This window comes from Hankyongella ginsenosidimutans (assembly GCF_005144965.1).
GTDB classification, from domain to species: Bacteria; Pseudomonadota; Alphaproteobacteria; order Sphingomonadales; family Sphingomonadaceae; genus Hankyongella; species Hankyongella ginsenosidimutans.
In genome coordinates, this window is record NZ_CP039704.1 from 2,229,846 (window position 1) to 2,243,491 (window position 13,646).

Sequence of the window (13,646 nt, forward strand, 5' to 3'; positions counted from 1 at the left end):
AGCGGCGCGGCAAGCGTGCGCTGGCCGGGTTTCCAAGAGGAAAGGTTGAAGTAAAATGGCGAAGGCAAAATTCGAACGGACCAAGCCGCACTGCAATATCGGCACCATTGGTCACGTTGACCACGGTAAGACGTCGCTGACGGCAGCGATCACCAAGGTCCTGGCGGAATCCGGCGGCGCAACCTTCACGGCGTACGATCAAATCGACAAGGCGCCGGAAGAAAAGGCACGCGGCATCACGATCTCGACCAGCCACGTCGAGTACGAAACCACCAATCGCCACTACGCCCACGTCGATTGCCCGGGCCACGCCGACTATGTGAAGAACATGATCACCGGCGCCGCGCAGATGGATGGCGCGATCCTGGTCGTGTCGGCTGCTGACGGCCCGATGCCGCAGACCCGCGAGCACATCCTGCTCGCCCGCCAGGTCGGCGTGCCGGCCCTGGTTGTGTTTATGAACAAGGTCGACCTGGCAGAAGACGAAGAGCTGCTGGAGCTGGTCGAGCTGGAAATTCGCGAACTGCTGGCCAAGTACGATTTCCCGGGCGACGACATTCCCATCGTCAAGGGTTCGGCTGTGTGCGCGCTGGAAGACAAGCGCCCGGAAATCGGCCGCGACGCCGTGCTGAAGCTGATGGCGGAAGTCGATGCCTACATCCCGCAGCCGGAGCGTCCGCTGGACAAGACCTTCCTCATGCCGATCGAAGACGTGTTTTCGATCTCGGGCCGCGGCACCGTTGTGACCGGCCGTGTCGAGACCGGCATTATCAAGGTTGGTGAAGAAGTCGAGATCGTCGGCATCAAGGACACCGTCAAGACGACGGTGACCGGCGTCGAAATGTTCCGCAAGCTGCTGGATCAGGGTCAGGCCGGCGACAACATCGGCGCCCTGCTGCGCGGTGTCGGTCGTGATGACGTGGAGCGCGGCCAGGTTCTCTGCAAGCCGGGCAGCATCAAGCCGCACACCAAGTTCAAGGCCGAAGTCTACGTGCTGTCGAAGGACGAGGGTGGCCGTCACACGCCGTTCTTCGCCAACTACCGCCCGCAGTTCTACTTCCGCACCACGGACGTGACCGGCATGGTCAGCCTGCCGGACGGCACCGAAATGGTGATGCCGGGCGACAACGTGGCGCTAACCGTCGAGCTGATTGCGCCGATCGCGATGGACCAGGGTCTGCGCTTCGCCATCCGCGAAGGCGGCCGCACGGTCGGCGCCGGCGTGGTGGCCGAAATCATCAAGTAAACCGCTTATACGGCCCGGGAGCCTTACTCCCCGGGCCTTGCTCTGAACGGCGCGGCTTTCGCGCCATGGCGCGCCCCTGCTGATCCGTCAGGGACCGCTGTGCAACCTCGGGTCAACGCCCTCGCGCCCGCGCGAGGGCGTCGTGTTTTGTGAAGTGATGTCGCCCGCGGAAGGACCGCCGGGCGTGCGAGACAAAGGCAGACGTGACATGGAAACGCAGAATATCCGCATTCGCCTGAAGGCGTTCGACCACCGGGTGCTTGATCAGGCGACCAACGAGATCGCCATGACCGCCAAGCGGACGGGTGCGCTGGTGCGCGGGCCGATCCCGCTGCCGACCCGCATCGAGCGCTTCACGGTCAACCGCAGCCCGCACGTCGACAAGAAGAGCCGCGAGCAGTTCGAGGTGCGCACCTTCAAGCGCCTGCTCGACATCGTGGACCCGACACCGCAGACGGTGGACGCCCTGATGAAACTTGATCTGGCGGCGGGCGTGGACATCGAAATTAAGTTGCAAGCCTAACCCGCTTCTGACATAAGCGCGGCTTCCGCGATTCACGCGCGTTTTAAGTGGGCTTGAGGCCTGTTCCGATCCGGAGCTGGCCGTCAAACTGCCGGGGATGATCCCGGTGTGTGACCATCCGCCGCCATCCTGGCGCGGGGTCAAGCTCGGACAGGCGATCGACCGCCGGCAGCTTCGCTACGCTGCAATAACGGTCTTTTTCCCCGAGCCTCTGACAGGAGTGAGTGCGCCATGCGCACAGGTGTTATTGCGAAAAGGTGGGCATGACCCGCCTGTTCCAGGAGGACGGCCGCCACGTGCCCGTGACGGTGCTGTCGCTCGACGGCTGCCAGGTCGTTGCCCACCGTACCATGGAGCGCGACGGCTACACGGCTGTGCAGCTCGGTGCCGGGGCCGCCAAGGTCAAGAACGTCGCCAAGCCGCAGCGCGGCCACTTCGCCAAGGCGGAAGTGGAGCCGAAGAAGGCGGTTGCCGAATTCCGCGTGAATGCGGACGGCCTCGTCGATGTCGGCGCTGTGCTGTCGGCCGAGCACTTCCTGGCGGGTCAGTATGTCGACGTGACGGGCGTCACCGTCGGCAAGGGCTTTGCCGGTGCGATGAAGCGCTGGAACTTCGGCGGTCTGCGCGCGACTCACGGTGTGTCGGTCAGCCACCGCTCGCACGGTTCGACCGGTAACCGCCAGGATCCGGGCAAGACCTTCAAGAACAAGAAGATGGCCGGCCACATGGGCGACCGTCAACGCACCCAGCAGAACCTCGAGATCGTGCGCACCGACGCCGAGCGCGGCCTGATCTTCGTGCGCGGCTCGGTTCCGGGTGCCAAGGGCGGCTGGCTGATGGTCAAGGACGCCGTGAAGATGGCGGCACCGACCGGCGCGCCGTATCCGGCGGCCATTCGCATGGTCGACGCTGGGGTGGTCAGCGACGCGCAGCCGGCGGCCGACGTGGCTGTCGAGGCTCCGGCAACCGAAGACGCTGGAGAATAACCATGAAAATCGAAGTCAAAACCCTGGATGCGGCGTCGGCGGGCGAGATCGACCTGAAGGACGAGATCTTCGGCCTGGAAGTCCGCAAGGATATCCTGCACCGCGTCATCACCTGGCAGCTTGCCAACCGTCGTGCTCCGGCGCGCGCCGCGAGCGCAGCGACGTCAGCCTGACCGGCAAGAAGATGTACAAGCAGAAGGGCACCGGCGGCGCTCGTCACGGCAACCGCGCCGCGCCGCAGTTCCGCAAGGGCGGCAAGGCGCATGGTCCGCGCGCCCGCACCTTCGAGCAGGGCCTGAACAAGAAGATCCGCGCGCTCGGCCTCAAGACGGCGCTGTCCGCCAAGCAGGCGGAAGGCAAGCTGATCGTGGTCGACACGCTGTCCCTGTCCGACGCCAAGACGAAGGTGCTGGCGGAGCGTCTGACCAAGCTCGGCATTCGCAGCGGCCTGTTCATCGATGGCGCGACCGTCGATACCGGGTTCCGCCTGGCCTGCGCCAACCTGCCGAAGATCGACGCGCTGCCGGCGATCGGCGCCAACGTCTATGACATCCTCAACCACGAGACCCTGGTGTTGACCCGCTCGGCGATCGAACAGCTGGAGGCGCGCTTCCATGGCTAACGCACTCAAGCATTACGATGTGATCCTGTCGCCGGTCATCACCGAGAAGTCGACCATGGTCACCGAGTTCGGCCAGTATGTGTTCAAGGTGGCGCTCGACGCCAGCAAGGACGACGTCAAGGCTGCGGTCGAGGCGCTGTTCAAGGGCGTGAAGGTCAAGGCGGTCAATACGATCGTCGCCAAGGGCAAGACCAAGCGCTGGAAGGGTGCGCCGTACCGGCGTTCGGATTTCAAGAAAGCGATCGTCACGCTGTCCGAAGGGCAGATCGACCTGACGGCGCCGGAACTGAAGTAAGGCTGGCGGGAGTCACACATGGCACTCAAGACATACAAACCGACCAGCACCGCGCGGCGTGGCCTTGTCCTCGTCGATCGCTCGTCGCTGTGGAAGGGCAAGCCGGTCAAGACCTTGACCGAAGGCCTCAACAAGACCGGCGGCCGCAACAACAAGGGCCACGCGACCAACCGCACCATCGGCGGCGGTCACAAGCGCAGCTACCGGATCATCGATTTCAAGCGGCGCCGCTGGGACGAGCCGGCGACCGTCGAGCGGCTGGAGTATGACCCCAACCGCACGGCGTTCATCGCGCTCATCAAGTACCCGGACGGCCAGGTGAGCTACATCATCGCGCCGCAGCGCCTGAGCGTCGGCGACACCGTGATCGCCGGCCGCAAGGTCGATGTGAAGCCGGGCAACGCCATGGAAATCGGCAACATGCCGGTTGGCACCATCGCCCACAACATCGAGCTGAAGCCCGGCAAGGGTGCGCAGATTGCGCGTTCGGCTGGCGCGTTCGCGCAGATCGCCGGCCGCGACAAGGGCATGGTGATCGTGCGCCTGATGTCGGGCGAGCAGCGCCTGGTGCGCGGCGACTGCATGGCTTCGGTCGGTGCGGTTTCCAACCCGGACTTCGCGAACCAGCATCTGGCCAAGGCCGGCCGCAACCGCTGGCTGGGCGTGCGTCCGCTGGTGCGCGGCGTCGCCAAGAACCCGGTCGACCACCCGCACGGCGGCGGTGAAGGCCGCACGTCCGGTGGCCGCCACCCGGTGACCCCGTGGGGCAAGCCGACCAAGGGCGCGAAGACCCGGCATAACAAGGCGACCGACAAGTTCATTGTCCGCAGCCGTCACGCGAGGAAGAAGTAAGCCATGGCGCGTTCGGTTTGGAAGGGTCCGTTCGTGGACCTGTATTTGCTGAAAAGGCGGAAGCCGCGCACAGCGCTGGTGCTGCCCGCACGCCGATCAAGACCTGGTCGCGCCGTTCGACGATCCTGCCGGATTTCGTCGGCCTGACCTTCAACGTCTACAACGGCAAGAAGTTCATCCCGGTCTTCGTGAACGAGGAAATGGTGGGTCACAAGCTCGGCGAGTTTGCACCGACCCGCAACTTCCCCGGCCACGCTGCCGACAAGAAAGCGAAGAGGGGCTAACATGAGCAAGCCGAAAGCTCCCCGTCGCGTTGACGAGAAAGAAGCGCTGGCCGTGAACACCATGGTTCGCGGCAGCCCGCGCAAGCTGAATCTTGTCGCCGGCCTGATCCGCGGCCGCAGCGCGCAGGATGCATTGAACGTGCTGACCTTCTCGAAGCGCGCCATGGCCGTTGACGTCAAGAAGGTGCTTCAGAGCGCCATCGCCAACGCCGAAAACAATCACCAGCTCGATGTCGACGCCCTGGTCGTCAAGGAAGCCAGCGTCGGCAAATCAATGAGCATGCGCCGCTTCATGACCCGCGGCCGTGGCCGCTCGGCGCCGATCGTCAAGCCGTTCAGCCGCATTCGCATCGTCGTGCGCGAAGTCGAGGAGCAAGCCTGATGGGCCAGAAAACGTCACCGATCGGGCTGCGTCTGCAGATCAACCGCACCTGGGACAGCCGTTGGTTCGCCAGCCGCGAGGAATACGGCCGTCTGCTGCACGAAGACCTGAAGATCCGCCGCTTCGTCCTGAAGGAAGTGCCGCAGGCCGCGATCTCAAGGTCGTGATCGAGCGCCCGGCCAAGCTGTGCCGCGTCGCCATCTACTGCGCGCGCCCGGGCGTCATCATCGGCAAGAAGGGCGCGGACATCGACAAACTGCGCAAGCAGATCCAGGCGCTCACCAAGTCGGAAGTGTCGCTGAACATCGTCGAAATCCGCAAGCCGGAAATCGATGCCCAACTGGTCGCGCAGTCGATCGCCGACCAGCTTGAGCGCCGGATCGCATTCCGTCGCGCCATGAAGCGCGCCGTGCAGTCGGCCCTGCGTCTGGCGCCGGCGGCATCAAGATCACCTGCGCCGGCCGTCTGGGCGGCGCGGAGATCGCACGCACCGAGTGGTATCGCGAAGGCCGTGTGCCGCTGCACACCCTGCGCGCCAACATCGATTACGCGGAAGGCCAGGCACATACCGCTTATGGCGTCTGCGGCATCAAGGTCTGGATCTTCAAGGGTGAGATCCTCGGCCACGATCCGCTGTCCCAGGACCGGCTGATGCTGGAAGCGCAAACCTCCGGCGGCGGCTCCGGCGGTCGCCCGGGCCGCGACAGGTAAGGCGAACAGACAATGCTGCAACCGAAACGAACGAAATTCCGCAAGGCCTTCAAGGGCCGCATCCACGGCAACGCCAAGGGTGGCTTCACGCTGAACCACGGTGCCTTCGGCCTCAAGGCCCTGGAGCCGGAGCGGGTGACTGCACGCCAGATCGAGGCGGCGCGCCGCGCCATCTCGCGTCACATCAAGCGCGCTGGTCGTCTGTGGATCCGTATCTTCCCGGACCTGCCGGTCTCCAGCAAGCCGGCGGAAGTCCGCATGGGTTCCGGCAAGGGCTCGCCCGAATTCTGGGTCGCCCGCGTCCACCCGGGCCGGATTCTTTTGAACTGGACGGCGTGCCTGCCGATATCGCCCGCGGTGCTTTCGAGCGTGCGGCCGCCAAGCTGCCGATCCGCACCAAGTTCGTCGCCCGTCTGGGCGAAAACCTGGAGGACTAAGGTGATGGATTACGCAGAACTCCAGCACAAGACCGATGATCAGCTGGCCGACGAGCTGCTGTCTCTGAAGAAGGAGCAGTTCAACCTGCGCTTCCAGTCGGCGACCGGCCAGTTGCAGAGCCCGACGCGCGCGCGCGCCGTGCGCCGCACGATCGCCCGCATCATGACGTTGCAGAATGCGCGCCGTCGCGCATCCGCCAGCGCGTAAAGGATAGACGACATGCCAAAGCGCATACTGCAAGGCACCGTGGTGTCCGACAAAGGGAACAAGACCGTCGTGGTGCTCGTCGAGCGTCGCGTGCGTCACCCGCTGTACGGCAAGATCATCCGCCGCTCGAAGAAGTACCACGCGCATGACGAGGAAAACGCGATCCGCGCGGGCGACATCGTGCGCATCGAAGAGTGCCGGCCGATCTCCAAGCTGAAGACCTGGCGCGTGCTCGACAAGGTGTCCGGCGTGGTTGAGGCATCCGTCGTTGAAGGAGCTGCCCAATGATCCAGATGCAGTCCAACCTGGATGTGGCCGACAACTCGGGTGCCAAGCGCGTGATGTGTATCAAGGTGCTCGGCGGCTCCAAGCGCCGTACGGCCGGCGTTGGCGACGTGATCGTGGTATCGGTCAAGGAAGCCAGCCCGCGCGGCCGGGTGAAGAAGGGTGACGTGCACCGCGCCGTCATCGTGCGCACCGCCAGGACGTGCGTCGCGCTGACGGTTCGGTGATCCGCTTCGACCGCAATGCGGCTGTTCTGATCAACAAGAACATGGAGCCGATCGGCACCCGTATCTTCGGTCCGGTCGTGCGCGAACTGCGCGCCAAGAACCACATGAAGATCATCTCGCTGGCCCCGGAGGTGCTGTAATGTCCGCGGCGAAAATCAAGAAGGGCGACCGCGTCGTCGTCCTGTCCGGCAAGGACAAAGGCAAGCACGGCACGGTGCTGAAGAGCCTGCCCAAGGATGGCAAGGTCGTGGTGGAAGGCGTGAACGTTGTCGCGCGTCACCGCAAGGCGAGCCAGGTCAACCCGCAGGGCGGTATCGAGCGCTCCGAGGCACCGATCTTCGCGTGCAAGGTCGCACTGGAAGACCCGAAGACCGGCAAGCCGTCCCGCGTCGGCTTCAAGGTTCAGGAAAATGGAACCAAGGTCCGTGTGGCCAAGCGTTCCGGTGAGGTGGTCAATGGCTGACATCGAACTGCAAACTCCGCGCTTCAAGACGCTCTACGACACCAAGGTCCGCCCGGCGCTCGTCGAGGAGTTCGGCTACAAGAACGTCATGGAAGTGCCGAAGCTGACGAAGATCGTCATCAACATGGGCGTTGGCGAGGCAACCCAGGATCGCAAGCGCGTCGAGCAGGCCGCTGCGGAAATGGCGCTGATCGCCGGTCAGAAGCCGATCATCTGCCGCGCCAAGAAGTCGATCGCCCAGTTCAAGCTGCGCGAAGGCATGGCGATCGGCTGCAGGTGACCCTGCGCAAGGCGCACATGTACGAATTTCTCGATCGCTTGATCACCATCGCGCTGCCGCGCGTGCGCGACTTCCGGGGCGTGAACCCGAAGTCGTTCGACGGCCGCGGCAACTATGCGCTGGGTCTCAAGGAACAGATCGTGTTCCCGGAAATCAATTACGACAAGATCGAGAAGATCCGGGGCATGGACATCATCATCTGCACCACCGCACGCACCGACGAGGAGGCGCGCGCTTTGCTGAAAGGCTTTAACATGCCGTTCTGGGGTCAGACCCAGGATTCAGCCAAGCAAGCGGCCTAACCACCGGGAAGGACCAATATGGCCAAGCTGAGTTCGATCAACAAGAACGAGCGCCGCAAGAAGCTGGCGAAGAAGACCGCCACCAAGATTGCGCGCCTGAAGGCGATCGCGAATGACGAGTCGCTGGACGAAAACGAGCGCCTGGTGGCGCGCCTGAAAATGGCGGAGCTGCCGCGCAACGGCAACCCGACCCGGGTTCGCAACCGCTGCGAAGTGACCGGGCGTCCGCGTGCTTTCTATCGCAAGTTCAAGATGTCGCGCGTCTCGCTGCGCGAACTTGGCAACAAGGGCCTGATTCCGGGCCTTGTTAAGTCGAGCTGGTAAGGGAGGGCGACACACATGGCTTTGACCGATCCTCTCGGCGATATGCTGACCCGCATCCGTAACGGCCAGCGCGCGCGCATCGACATGGTGACCTCGCCGGCGTCGAAAATCCGCGCCCGCGTGCTTGACGTGTTGCAGCGCGAAGGCTTCATCCGCGGCTACTCGGAAATCGAGCAACGCGCCGGCATCAGGAACTGCGCATCGAGCTGAAGTACTTCGAAGGCGGCCCGGCGATCCAGCACATCCGCCGCGTCTCGAAGCCCGGCCTGCGCGTCTATTCCGGCGTCGGCGAGCTGCCGCGCGTCCGCAATGGTTTAGGCATCACGATCGTATCGACGCCACGCGGCGTGCTCTCGGACGCCGAGGCGCGCGAGCAGAACGTCGGCGGCGAAGTGCTCTGCGAAGTATTCTAACGGAGACGTCCCCGTGTCACGTATCGGTAAAACCCGTTCCGGTGCCGGCTGGCGTCACAGCCGAGCTCACCGGCACCCAGCTCTCGGTCAAGGGACCGAAGGGCCAGCTCTCCATGCGCATCGCGGACGAAGTGGTCGCGACCCTGGAGAATGGCTCGGTCCTGGTCCAGCCGCGCGACAGCGAAGACAAGCGCTGCCGCCAGTTCTGGGGCATGCAGCGCACGCTGGTCTCCAATCTGGTCCAAGGTGTGTCTGGCGGCTTCCAGAAGGTGCTGGAAATGACCGGGGTCGGCTATCGCGCCTCGGTTCAGGGCAGCATGCTGAAGCTCCAGCTCGGCTACAGCCACGATATCGAATATGCGATCCCGGATGGCATCCAGGTCAAGTGCCCGGACCAGACGACGATCGAGATCAGTGGCATCGACCGCCAGCTCGTTGGTCAGGTCGCGGCGGAAATCCGCCGGTGGCGCAAGCCCGAACCCTACAAGGGCAAGGGTGTGCGCTATCGCGGCGAGTTCATCTTCCGCAAGGAAGGCAAGAAGAAGTAAGGACTGGCGACGATGGGCAAGATTCTTTCGCTTTTCGAGCGGCGCCGCCAGCGGGTGCGCACGGCGCTGCGCGCGAATTCCGGCGGCCGTCCGCGGCTTTCCATTCACCGGACCTCGCGGCACATCTACGCACAGGTCATTGACGATGCAGCCGGCCACACGGTTGCAGCGGCCTCGACCCTGGAAGAGGCGCTGCGCGGCAAGTCCGGTGCGACCGCCGATGCGGCAACCGAAGTCGGCAAGCTGGTCGCGGAACGCGCCCAGGCGGCCGGCGTCACCAAGGTCGTGTTCGACCGCGGTGGCTTTCTGTTTCACGGTCGCGTGAAGGCGCTGGCGGACGGCGCGCGCGAAGGCGGATTGAGTTTTAATCGATGGCACGCGAACCCCGTGAACCGCGCGAAGGTCGTCGTAACGACCGCGACCGCGACAATGCAGAACCGGAACTGATCGAGAAGCTGGTGCACATCAACCGCGTCTCGAAGACCGTGAAGGGCGGCAAGCGCTTCGGCTTTGCTGCGCTCGTCGTGGTCGGTGACGGCAAGGGCCGGGTCGGCTTCGGCCACGGCAAGGCCCGCGAAGTGCCGGAAGCCATCTCGAAGGCGACCGCCTCGGCCAAGAAAGCCATGATCCGCGTGCCGCTGCGTGAAGGCCGTACCCTGCACCATGACGTGCACGGTCACTTCGGCGCCGGTCGGGTGTTCCTGCGCTCGGCCCCGCAAGGGACCGGGGTGATCGCCGGTGGTCCGATGCGCGCCGTGTTCGAAAGCCTTGGCCTGCAGGATGTGGTGACCAAGTCGATGGGCACCAACAATCCGTACAACATGGTGCGGGCAACGCTCGATGCGCTGCAGCGCCAGGCCAGCCCGAAGGCGGTTGCTGCGCGTCGCGGCAAGAAAGTCGCCGATCTGCTGGCGCGTCGCGGTGATCTGACCCGTCAGGTCGCGGTCATCGAAGCCGAAGCCATTACCGAGTAGGACGAACCATGGCTGAGACCAAGAAGATCAAGCTGACCCAGATCGGGTCGCCGATCCGCCGGACCAAGGACCAGCGTGCGACGTTGGTCGGCTTGGGCCTGAACAAGATGCACCGTAGTGTGGAACTGGAGGATACGCCTTCGGTCCGCGGCATGGTGCGCAAGGTCGCGCACATGGTGCGCATCGACGAAGAAGCCTGAATTTTTCTGCGCCGCGCGCAGCAACGAGGACACAGCCATGAAGCTCAATGAACTCACCGACAATGAAGGCGCACGCGTTCGCCGCGTTCGCGTCGGCCGGGGCATCGGTTCCGGGCTCGGCAAGACCGCGGGTCGTGGTCAGAAGGGCCAGAAATCCCGCTCGGGCGTCGCCATCAAGGGCTTCGAAGGTGGCCAGGTGCCGCTGCACCGCCGGATGCCGAAGCGCGGCTTCAACAACATCTTCGCCCGCGACATGAGCCATGTGAACCTCGGTCGCCTGCAGAAGGCGGTCGATGCCGGCAAGGTAAAGGCCGGCGATACGCTGGACAGCGCGCAGCTTCAGGCGCTTGGCCTGGCCGCCCGTGCCCGCGATGGCGTGCGCGTGCTCGCCAAGGGTACGCTCTCGGTCGCTTTGACGCTGAAAGTCGAAGGCGCGTCGAAAACCGCGGTCGAGGCGGTTGAAAAGGCCGGCGGCAAGATCGAGATTGTGGGCGCACCCGCCACTCAAACGAACGAATAGCGCATGGCGTCCGCAGCCGAACAGCTCGCCCAGAACATCAATTTCGGCGCTTCTCCAAGGCGACCGAACTCAAGCAGCGCATCTGGTTTACCCTGGGTGCGCTGATTGTTTTCCGGCTGTGCACCTTCGTGCCAATGCCGGGCATCGATCCCTTGGCGCTGAAGACCCTGTTCGACCGCTCGTCGGGCGGCATTCTCGGCATGGTCAACCTGTTCTCGGGCGGGGCCTTGAGCGCATGTCGATCGTCGCGCTCAACATCATGCCGTACATCACGGCGTCGATCGTCGTGCAACTGCTCACCTCGATTTCACCGACGCTTGGCGCGCTGAAAAGGAAGGCGAGAGCGGTCGCAAGAAACTGAACCAGTTCACCCGTATCGGCACGGTGTTTCTCACGGTCGTGCAGGCCTATTCGATCGCCCGCGGTCTTGAAAACTGGGGCGCGTCCGATGGTGTCAGCGCAGTGATCCAGCCGGGGCTGTTCTTCCAGTTCACCACGGTCATCACCCTGCTTGGCGGCACGCTGTTCCTGATGTGGCTGGGCGAGCAGATCACCAGCCGCGGCATCGGCAACGGCATCTCGCTCATCATCATGGCCGGCATCGTCGCTGCGCTGCCAGGCGCGCTCACGCAGATGTTCGAACTGGGCCGGCAGGGTGCGATCTCCGGCTTCACGATTATCGCCATTCTGGTCGGCGTGCTGGCCGTGATCGCGGGCATCGTCTTCATGGAGCGCGCGCAACGCCGCGTGCTCATTCAGTACCCCAAGCGCCAGGTCGGCAACCGCATGAGCCAGGGCGACAGTTCGCACCTGCCGCTGAAGCTGAATACGGCGGGCGTCATTCCGCCGATTTTCGCCTCCTCGATCCTGCTGATGCCGTTGACGATCGCGCAGTTCGCCGGCTCGTCCGGCCCGGAGTGGCTGGGGTCCGCCATTTCCATGCTCGGCCACGGTCAGCCGCTGTACATGGCGCTGTACGGCGCGGGCATCATCTTCTTCTGCTTCCTCTACACCGGTATCGTGTTCGATCCGGTCGAGACTGCGGATAACCTGAAGCGCTACGGCGGCTTCATTCCCGGCATTCGCCCGGGCCAGAAGACGGCGGAGTATCTGGAATATGTGCTCGACCGCATCACGCTGATCGGCGCGCTCTACCTCGCGGCGATCTGTCTGGTGCCAGAGTGGATTATCGCCAGCCTGGGCGTCGGCTTCCTGTTCGGCGGCACCAGTCTGCTGATTGTCGTCAACGTGACCATGGATACGGTCGCGCAAATTCAGGGCCACCTGCTGGCGCATCAATATGAGGGGCTGCTGAAGCGCTCCCGACTGCGCGGCGGCCCGGCTGGGGAGGAGGTCGCCGATGAACATCATTCTGCTCGGACCGCCGGGCGCAGGGAAGGGCACGCAGGCGCAGCGCCTGGTCGCGGAGCGCGGCATGGTGCAGCTGTCGACCGGTGACATGCTGCGTGCCGCCGTCGCCGCTGGCACGCCGGTCGGGCAGCGCGCGAAGGCGATCATGGACGCCGGGCAACTGGTGCCGGACGATGTGGTGATCGGCATCATCTCCGACCGCCTCGATCAGCCGGACCTCGCCAAGGGCGCGATCTTCGACGGATTTCCGCGCACGACCGCGCAGGCGGAAGCGCTCGACCGGCTGCTCGCCGACAAGGGCCTGCGGCTGAGCGCGGTCATCGCGCTGACCGTCGATGAAGAGGCACTGGTTGATCGGATCACCGGTCGATTCTCGTGCGCGACCTGTGGCGAAGGCTACCACGATCGCTACAAGTTGCCGAAACAGGACGGCGTGTGCGATGCCTGTGGCGGTGCGACGTTTAAGCGCCGCCCGGACGACAATGTAGAAACCGTGCGCGCGCGCCTGGCGGAATATCACGCCAAGACCGCGCCGATCGCCGACTATTACGGCCAGCGCAGCATGCTGCACTCGGTGGACGGCATGGCGGATATCGATGCGGTTTACTGCCAGATCGTCGCTATACTGGATGAGAGCGTCGCCGACGCGGAATAATACGCGGCGGTGGCTTTTGGAATTGACTGGAGGGCGTTGCACAATATAGTGCGGCGCTTTCCGAATCGGTTTGTTGGGGTACCCCGTGCTATCCCATCGTCTGGCGGCCTGGTCCGCTCCGATGGTGGCACGCAAGGCAAGATACGGATTTTAAGGAGACCGGCCGGTGGCACGGATTGCAGGCGTCAATATTCCGACAGCAAAGCGCGTCGAGATCGCGTTGACCTATATTCATGGCGTTGGCCCGCGGACGGCCCGGGAAATCTGCGCCAAGATGGGCTTCCCGCGCGAGCGCCGCGTCCATGAACTGACGGACAGCGAAATCGTGCAACTGCGCGAAATCATCGATGCCAATTACACGGTGGAAGGCGATCTGCGTCGCCAGGTCGCCATGAACATCAAGCGCCTTATGGATCTGGCCTGCTATCGCGGCCTGCGTCACCGCAGGCTGCCGGTGCGCGGCCAGCGCACCCACACCAACGCCCGTACCCGCAAGGGCAAGGCCAAGCCGATCGCCGGCAAGAAGAAGTAAGCTCGA

At 64.2% G+C, this 13,646-nt stretch carries 15 protein-coding genes and 10 pseudogenes; all 25 read left to right on the forward strand.

Going from position 1 to position 13,646, the window contains the following annotated elements; translation table 11 throughout:
- Positions 1-55 precede the first annotated feature (55 nt).
- The 25 genes and pseudogenes from tuf to rpsM all read left to right on the forward strand — a co-directional run bounded on the left by tuf (position 56) and on the right by rpsM (position 13,640).
- The gene (tuf, locus tag E6W36_RS13120; protein ID WP_222872877.1) at positions 56-1,246 is read left to right on the forward strand and encodes an elongation factor Tu; all 1,191 of its coding nucleotides are present in this window, start codon (positions 56-58) and stop codon (positions 1,244-1,246) included.
- Between the two features lie 208 nt (positions 1,247-1,454).
- Complete coding sequence (gene rpsJ, locus E6W36_RS13125) at positions 1,455-1,769, forward strand: 30S ribosomal protein S10 (protein ID WP_222872878.1); 315 nt, start codon at positions 1,455-1,457, stop codon at positions 1,767-1,769.
- Positions 1,770-2,000: 231 nt separating this feature from the next.
- A pseudogene (gene rplC, locus E6W36_RS13130) lies at positions 2,001-2,755 on the forward strand (50S ribosomal protein L3).
- 2 nt (positions 2,756-2,757) lie between these two features.
- A pseudogene (gene rplD, locus E6W36_RS13135) lies at positions 2,758-3,377 on the forward strand (50S ribosomal protein L4).
- Positions 3,370-3,672, forward strand: a complete 303-nt coding sequence (locus E6W36_RS13140; protein ID WP_222872879.1) for a 50S ribosomal protein L23 — start codon at positions 3,370-3,372, stop codon at positions 3,670-3,672. Before rplD ends, E6W36_RS13140 begins: the two are co-directional and overlap by 8 nt.
- A gap of 18 nt (positions 3,673-3,690) precedes the next feature.
- A complete protein-coding gene (gene rplB / locus E6W36_RS13145; protein WP_222872880.1) occupies positions 3,691-4,524 on the forward strand; it encodes a 50S ribosomal protein L2 in 834 nt (277 codons plus the stop codon).
- Between the two features lie 3 nt (positions 4,525-4,527).
- Positions 4,528-4,808 (forward strand): annotated as a pseudogene (gene rpsS / locus E6W36_RS13150) (30S ribosomal protein S19).
- 1 nt (position 4,809) lies between these two features.
- Positions 4,810-5,190, forward strand: a complete 381-nt coding sequence (gene rplV, locus E6W36_RS13155) for a 50S ribosomal protein L22 (RefSeq protein ID WP_222872881.1) — start codon at positions 4,810-4,812, stop codon at positions 5,188-5,190.
- A pseudogene (gene rpsC / locus E6W36_RS13160) lies at positions 5,190-5,901 on the forward strand (30S ribosomal protein S3). The gene rplV and the pseudogene rpsC overlap by 1 nt, the downstream one beginning before the upstream one ends.
- Before the next feature lie 12 nt (positions 5,902-5,913).
- Positions 5,914-6,338 (forward strand): annotated as a pseudogene (gene rplP / locus E6W36_RS13165) (50S ribosomal protein L16).
- 4 nt (positions 6,339-6,342) lie between these two features.
- Positions 6,343-6,546, forward strand: coding sequence for a 50S ribosomal protein L29 (gene rpmC, locus E6W36_RS13170; RefSeq protein WP_222874496.1), 204 nt, complete (start codon positions 6,343-6,345; stop codon positions 6,544-6,546).
- Between the two features lie 12 nt (positions 6,547-6,558).
- Entirely contained in the window at positions 6,559-6,834 is a 276-nt protein-coding gene (gene rpsQ, locus E6W36_RS13175; protein WP_222872882.1) for a 30S ribosomal protein S17, read from the forward strand.
- A pseudogene (rplN, locus tag E6W36_RS13180) lies at positions 6,831-7,198 on the forward strand (50S ribosomal protein L14). The gene rpsQ and the pseudogene rplN overlap by 4 nt, the downstream one beginning before the upstream one ends.
- Positions 7,198-7,521 carry a 50S ribosomal protein L24 gene (gene rplX / locus E6W36_RS13185; protein ID WP_222872883.1) on the forward strand — a complete coding sequence of 108 codons (324 nt, stop codon included), beginning with the start codon at positions 7,198-7,200 and terminating at the stop codon, positions 7,519-7,521. Before rplN ends, rplX begins: the two are co-directional and overlap by 1 nt.
- Positions 7,514-8,103 (forward strand): annotated as a pseudogene (rplE, locus tag E6W36_RS13190) (50S ribosomal protein L5). Before rplX ends, rplE begins: the two are co-directional and overlap by 8 nt.
- A gap of 18 nt (positions 8,104-8,121) precedes the next feature.
- Positions 8,122-8,427 carry a 30S ribosomal protein S14 gene (rpsN, locus tag E6W36_RS13195; protein WP_222872884.1) on the forward strand — a complete coding sequence of 102 codons (306 nt, stop codon included), beginning with the start codon at positions 8,122-8,124 and terminating at the stop codon, positions 8,425-8,427.
- A 15-nt stretch (positions 8,428-8,442) separates the two neighbouring features.
- Positions 8,443-8,840 (forward strand): annotated as a pseudogene (gene rpsH / locus E6W36_RS13200) (30S ribosomal protein S8).
- Complete coding sequence (gene rplF / locus E6W36_RS13205; protein WP_222874497.1) at positions 8,834-9,388, forward strand: 50S ribosomal protein L6; 555 nt, start codon at positions 8,834-8,836, stop codon at positions 9,386-9,388. The pseudogene rpsH and the gene rplF overlap by 7 nt, the downstream one beginning before the upstream one ends.
- A 12-nt stretch (positions 9,389-9,400) precedes the next feature.
- Positions 9,401-9,754 (forward strand): annotated as a pseudogene (gene rplR / locus E6W36_RS13210) (50S ribosomal protein L18); the annotation flags it as partial.
- A 5-nt stretch (positions 9,755-9,759) separates the two neighbouring features.
- Positions 9,760-10,362 (forward strand): 30S ribosomal protein S5, encoded by a 603-nt coding sequence (gene rpsE, locus E6W36_RS13215; protein ID WP_222872886.1) that lies wholly within the window; start codon positions 9,760-9,762, stop codon positions 10,360-10,362.
- An 8-nt stretch (positions 10,363-10,370) separates the two neighbouring features.
- On the forward strand, positions 10,371-10,562 hold the full coding sequence (rpmD, locus tag E6W36_RS13220) for a 50S ribosomal protein L30 (RefSeq protein WP_222872887.1): 192 nt from the start codon (positions 10,371-10,373) through the stop codon (positions 10,560-10,562).
- Between the two features lie 37 nt (positions 10,563-10,599).
- Positions 10,600-11,082: a 50S ribosomal protein L15 gene (rplO, locus tag E6W36_RS13225; protein WP_222872888.1), complete on the forward strand. Its 483-nt coding sequence runs from the start codon at positions 10,600-10,602 to the stop codon at positions 11,080-11,082.
- 3 nt (positions 11,083-11,085) lie between these two features.
- Positions 11,086-12,417, forward strand: a pseudogene (secY, locus tag E6W36_RS13230) (preprotein translocase subunit SecY); the annotation flags it as partial.
- Positions 12,418-12,442: 25 nt separating this feature from the next.
- Entirely contained in the window at positions 12,443-13,108 is a 666-nt protein-coding gene (locus E6W36_RS13235) for an adenylate kinase (RefSeq protein ID WP_222872889.1), read from the forward strand.
- A 166-nt stretch (positions 13,109-13,274) separates the two neighbouring features.
- Entirely contained in the window at positions 13,275-13,640 is a 366-nt protein-coding gene (rpsM, locus tag E6W36_RS13240) for a 30S ribosomal protein S13 (protein WP_222872890.1), read from the forward strand.
- The last annotated feature ends 6 nt before the right edge of the window (positions 13,641-13,646 follow it).

Coding starts and splice junctions, on each gene's coding strand:
- rpsQ (WP_222872882.1), top strand. CDS start 6,559: ATGCCAAAGCGCATACTGCAAGGCACCGTGGTGTCCGACAAAGGGAAC.
- E6W36_RS13235 (WP_222872889.1), top strand. CDS start 12,443: ATGAACATCATTCTGCTCGGACCGCCGGGCGCAGGGAAGGGCACGCAG.
- rpmC (WP_222874496.1), top strand. CDS start 6,343: ATGGATTACGCAGAACTCCAGCACAAGACCGATGATCAGCTGGCCGAC.
- rpsJ (WP_222872878.1), top strand. CDS start 1,455: ATGGAAACGCAGAATATCCGCATTCGCCTGAAGGCGTTCGACCACCGG.
- rpsE (WP_222872886.1), top strand. CDS start 9,760: ATGGCACGCGAACCCCGTGAACCGCGCGAAGGTCGTCGTAACGACCGC.
- rpmD (WP_222872887.1), top strand. CDS start 10,371: ATGGCTGAGACCAAGAAGATCAAGCTGACCCAGATCGGGTCGCCGATC.
- tuf (WP_222872877.1), top strand. CDS start 56: ATGGCGAAGGCAAAATTCGAACGGACCAAGCCGCACTGCAATATCGGC.
- E6W36_RS13140 (WP_222872879.1), top strand. CDS start 3,370: ATGGCTAACGCACTCAAGCATTACGATGTGATCCTGTCGCCGGTCATC.
- rpsN (WP_222872884.1), top strand. CDS start 8,122: ATGGCCAAGCTGAGTTCGATCAACAAGAACGAGCGCCGCAAGAAGCTG.
- rplB (WP_222872880.1), top strand. CDS start 3,691: ATGGCACTCAAGACATACAAACCGACCAGCACCGCGCGGCGTGGCCTT.
- rplO (WP_222872888.1), top strand. CDS start 10,600: ATGAAGCTCAATGAACTCACCGACAATGAAGGCGCACGCGTTCGCCGC.
- rplV (WP_222872881.1), top strand. CDS start 4,810: ATGAGCAAGCCGAAAGCTCCCCGTCGCGTTGACGAGAAAGAAGCGCTG.
- rplX (WP_222872883.1), top strand. CDS start 7,198: ATGTCCGCGGCGAAAATCAAGAAGGGCGACCGCGTCGTCGTCCTGTCC.